Consider the following 4399-nt stretch of genomic DNA (forward strand, 5'->3'; position numbering starts at 1 on the left):
GGTTCTAGCGACCCGCGACCACTGGGTGAACCGGCTGGACGTCCGACTCCTGATCGCCTCGGTGGACGAGGCGATCGCCGCGGGAATCGTGCCTGACGACGGGAGAATCACCCGGAACCGCCTGCAAATCGGGACCCTGCTGCACGCCATAGAGTCGCACGGCTTCACCGGCGCTTTCGGAGGCGGACGACGCGACGAGGAGAAGGCGCGCGCGAAGGAGCGCGTCTATTCTCATCGCGACGAATTCGGCCAGTGGGACCCCAAGAATCAGCGTCCCGAGCTGTGGAGCTTGTACAACGGTCGGCTGCACCAAGGCGAGCACATGCGGATCTTCCCGATCTCCAACTGGACCGAGCTGGACATCTGGCACTACATCGATCAAGAACAGATGGAGATTCCTTCGATTTACTATGCCCACCAACGCCGCGTCTTCGAGCGCGACGGCATGCTGATGACCGAGAGCGAGCACAACCCGTGTCGAGACGGAGAAATCGCCGAGGAACGCATCGTCCGGTTCCGCACCGTCGGTGACCTCACCCTGACCGGGTGCGTGGAGAGCGCCGCATCCTCGACCCAGCAGGTCATCGATGAGATCTCGGTCGCGACGCTGACCGAGCGAGGCGCGACACGCGGAGACGACCGCTTCTCCGAAGCGGCCATGGAAGACCGCAAGAAGGAAGGGTACTTCTGATGGACTTGCTCCGATTCGCGACCGCCGGCTCGGTAGATGACGGGAAATCGACACTGATCGGGCGCCTGTTGCTCGACTCGAAGGCAATTTTCGCCGACCAGCTCCGGGCGGTCGAAGCCACCAGTGTTGCCAGGGGCTTCGACTACACCGATCTCGCGCTCCTCACTGACGGGCTCCGCGCCGAACGCGAACAGGGCATCACGATCGATGTCGCCTACCGCTACTTCGCGACACCCAACCGTAAGTTCATCATCGCCGACACCCCCGGACACGTGCAGTACACGCGAAACATGGTCACCGGCGCCTCAACCGCACATCTAGGTCTCGTGCTGGTGGATGCGCGCCACGGCCTCACTGAACAGTCACGCCGTCACGCCGTGATCCTGAGCATGCTGCGAGTGCCACACCTCGTGCTGGCCGTCAACAAGATGGACCTGGTCGACTACGACCAAGCCGTTTTCGAAAGAGTTCGGCAGGAGTTCGCGACGTTTGCCACCAAGCTCAACGTGCCGGACCTCGAGGTCATCCCAATTTCTGCACTTCACGGCGACAACGTCGTCAATCGGTCAACCAACATGCCCTGGTACGACGGACCGTCGTTGATCCACCACCTAGAGCACGTCCACGTGGCATCGGACCGCGATCTGGTCGACACCCGATTCCCGGTTCAGTACGTCGTGCGGCCCAAGTCTGATCGATTCCACGACTACCGCGGATATGCCGGGCAGGTGGCTGGAGGAGTCCTGCGGCTTGGTGACACGGTCATCGTCCTGCCAAGCGGCATGACAAGCACCATCGCCGGCATCGACATGTTTGACACGGAGGTCGAGGAGGCTTTCCCACCGATGTCGGTGACCGTACGACTCACTGACGACATCGACGTCTCCCGAGGCGACATGATCGCGCGTCCACACAACGCGCCCGAACCGCAGCAGGACATCGACGCGATGATTTGCTGGATGACTCAGAGTCCGCTGTTGCCGGGCAGCAAACTTGCGATTAAGCACACCACCCGTTCGGCGCGGACATTAATCAAGGAGATCACGTACCGGCTGGACATCAACACGCTGCACCGCGATCAGGACACCAAGCAGCTCGGCCTCAACGAGATCGGCCGCGTGCTTTTGCGCACCACGACACCACTCATGGTCGATCCCTATGCTCGGAACCGAACTACGGGGTCGTTTATCCTCATCGACGAATCAACGGGAGCCACCGTGGCGGCGGGAATGGTGCTCAGGTAGGGGCCACACCGACCGTTCGGATGCGTTGCTTCGGCTCGTTCAGATGCTGTTCATGTGGACCTGCCAAAATGGGGCCATGGACACCTCGGATCTCGCCACCAGCGCGGTGTCCGATGACGCTCCGGTCGAGGCTCCAGCCTCGCCCGACGAGTTCGACGTCGATCCGCCGTACGACTCTGGGTCTGGCACGCTGCCGGCCGATCGGTTCCTGGATCGCGAGCTGTCGTGGACCGCGTTCAACGCCCGCGTGCTGGAGCTGGCCTGCGATGAATCGGTCCCGCTGCTGGAGCGCGTGCGCTTCATGGCGATCTTCGCCAGCAACCTCGACGAGTTCTTCATGGTGCGAGTCGCCGGACTCAAGCGCCGGATCGCTGCAGGCGTCGCCGTGCCATCGGCCAGCGGCCTGAGCCCTCGCGAGGTGTTGTCCCGCAGCCTCGCCGCCAGCCGCGATCTGATGCAGCAGCACGCCAGCACGTTTCACGAGGCCATCGCGCCCGCGCTGAGCTCTGAGGGAATCGCGATGCTGCACTGGGACGATTTGCGCGATGACGAGAAGACGCGGATCAGCCAGACCTACCGCGACCGCGTCTTCCCGGTCCTCACACCGCTGGCCGTCGATCCGGCCCACCCCTTCCCGTACATCTCGGGTCTCTCGCTCAACCTCGCGCTCGTCATGCGCAATCCCGCCACGGGCAAGGAGCATTTCGCCCGGGTCAAGGTTCCGCCCATCATCAACCGGTGGATGCCGGCCGACGAGGGCCGCTTCGTGCCGCTCGAAGAGGTCATCGCAGCCCATCTGGACCTGCTGTTCCCCGGCATGGAGGCAGTCGCCCACCACGCGTTCCGCGTCACCCGCAACGAGGACCTCGAGGTCGAGGAGGACGACGCGGAGAACCTGCTCAAGGCTCTGGAGAAGGAGCTGCTGCGGCGCAAGTTCGGACCACCAGTTCGCCTGGAGGTGGAAGAGTCGATCGACCCCGACGTGCTCGACACCCTGGCCTCCGAGCTGGGCGTCAAGCCCGATGAGGTCGTCCGCCTGCGTGGACCGCTCGATCTGCGCAGCCTCAACGAGATCGCCGACATCGACCGCCCCGAGCTGCGCTTCGATCCTTTCGTCCCCGGCACCCACCAGCACCTGGCCGAGGTCGAGACTGCGTCGCCCGCCGATCTTTTCAGCGCGCTCAGCAAGCGTGATGTTCTGGTGCACCACCCGTATGACTCGTTCGCCACCAGCGTGCAGCGCTTCATCGAGCAGGCGGCCGCGGATCCGAAGGTGCTGGCGATCAAGCAGACGTTGTACCGCACGTCCGGCGACTCCCCCATCATCGACTCGCTGGTCGACGCGGCCCGCAGCGGCAAGCAGGTGCTGGTGCTGGTCGAGATCAAGGCGCGCTTCGATGAGCAGGCCAACATTCGCTGGGCGCGCAAGCTGGAGCGCGCTGGCTGCCACGTGGTCTACGGACTCGTCGGTCTCAAGACCCACTGCAAGCTCGCCCTCGTGGTGCGCGAGGAGCCGGACGGGTTGCGCCGGTACGCCCACATCGGCACCGGCAACTACAACCCCAAGACGGCGCGCCTGTACGAGGACTTCGGGTTGCTGACCGCCGACCCCACCATCACGTCGGACCTCACGCACCTGTTCAACAATCTGTCCGGGTTCGCGCAGGATTTCGACTACGACCGTCTGATGGTGGCGCCAGCCGGGCTGCGCAGCCAGCTGGTCGACCACATCGACGCCGAGATCTCCCACCACCGCGCCGGGCGGCCCTCCGGCATCCGGATCAAGGTGAACTCCATCGTCGACGAGCAGATCATCGACAAGCTCTACGAGGCGTCGACAGCCGGCGTGCAGATCGACCTGATCGTGCGTGGCATCTGCACGCTGCGTCCGGGAGTTCCCGGGATGAGCGACAACATCCGGGTTTCGAGCGTGCTCGGCCGGTTCCTGGAACACAGTCGGGCCTACTGGTTCTCATGCGGCGGCGAGCCGCAGGCGTGGATCGGATCGGCTGATCTGATGCACCGCAACCTGGACCGCCGCGTCGAGGTGCTGGTGCGGATACCCGAGCAGCATCACATCGACCAGATCGGCGATCTGCTGGAGACGATGGCCGACGACTGCACCAGCTCATGGCGGCTCGGCCCCGACGGCGACTGGGTTCGCGGCGACGGCACCCTCAACATCCAGTCCCGGCTGATCGAGCGAGCCAAGGCCCGCCGTTCCCGCTGAAACGTTCGCCAGGGAGCGAAGCGACCGTGAGGGCGAAGCCCGAGGCGAACCACAGCCAACAGGCTCGCCATCGCACGCCTCGGTCGCTGGCGCTCCCTCACAGTCGGCCGCAAGCGGCCTCCCTGGCGAACAGGCCGTTCGCCAGGGAGCGAAGCGACCGTGAGGGCGAAGCCCGAGGCGAACCACAGCCAACAGGCTCGCTTTCGCACGCCTCGGTCGCTGGCGCTCCCTCAC

At 64.6% G+C, this 4399-nt stretch carries 3 protein-coding genes; all 3 read left to right on the forward strand.

Annotated features, from left to right (window positions below; all coding sequences use genetic code 11):
• The coding region (cysD, locus tag WB508_RS11450) for a sulfate adenylyltransferase subunit CysD (protein ID WP_423845012.1) at positions 1-691 on the forward strand (691 nt) is incomplete at its 5' end.
• Entirely contained in the window at positions 691-1935 is a 1245-nt protein-coding gene (locus tag WB508_RS11455; RefSeq protein ID WP_423845013.1) for a sulfate adenylyltransferase subunit 1, read from the forward strand. The genes cysD and WB508_RS11455, both read left to right, overlap by 1 nt.
• 76 nt (positions 1936-2011) lie before the next feature.
• On the forward strand, positions 2012-4165 hold the full coding sequence (locus WB508_RS11460) for an RNA degradosome polyphosphate kinase (RefSeq protein WP_423845014.1): 2154 nt from the start codon (positions 2012-2014) through the stop codon (positions 4163-4165).
• The last annotated feature ends 234 nt before the right edge of the window (positions 4166-4399 follow it).

This window comes from Aeromicrobium sp. (genome assembly GCF_049586495.1).
Lineage (GTDB): Bacteria > Actinomycetota > Actinomycetes > Propionibacteriales > Nocardioidaceae > Aeromicrobium.

Bases quoted from the DNA above. Each gene is read 5' to 3' on its own strand.
- WB508_RS11455 (WP_423845013.1), top strand. From the start codon at position 691: ATGGACTTGCTCCGATTCGCGACCGCCGGCTCGGTAGATGACGGGAAA.
- WB508_RS11460 (WP_423845014.1), top strand. From the start codon at position 2,012: ATGGACACCTCGGATCTCGCCACCAGCGCGGTGTCCGATGACGCTCCG.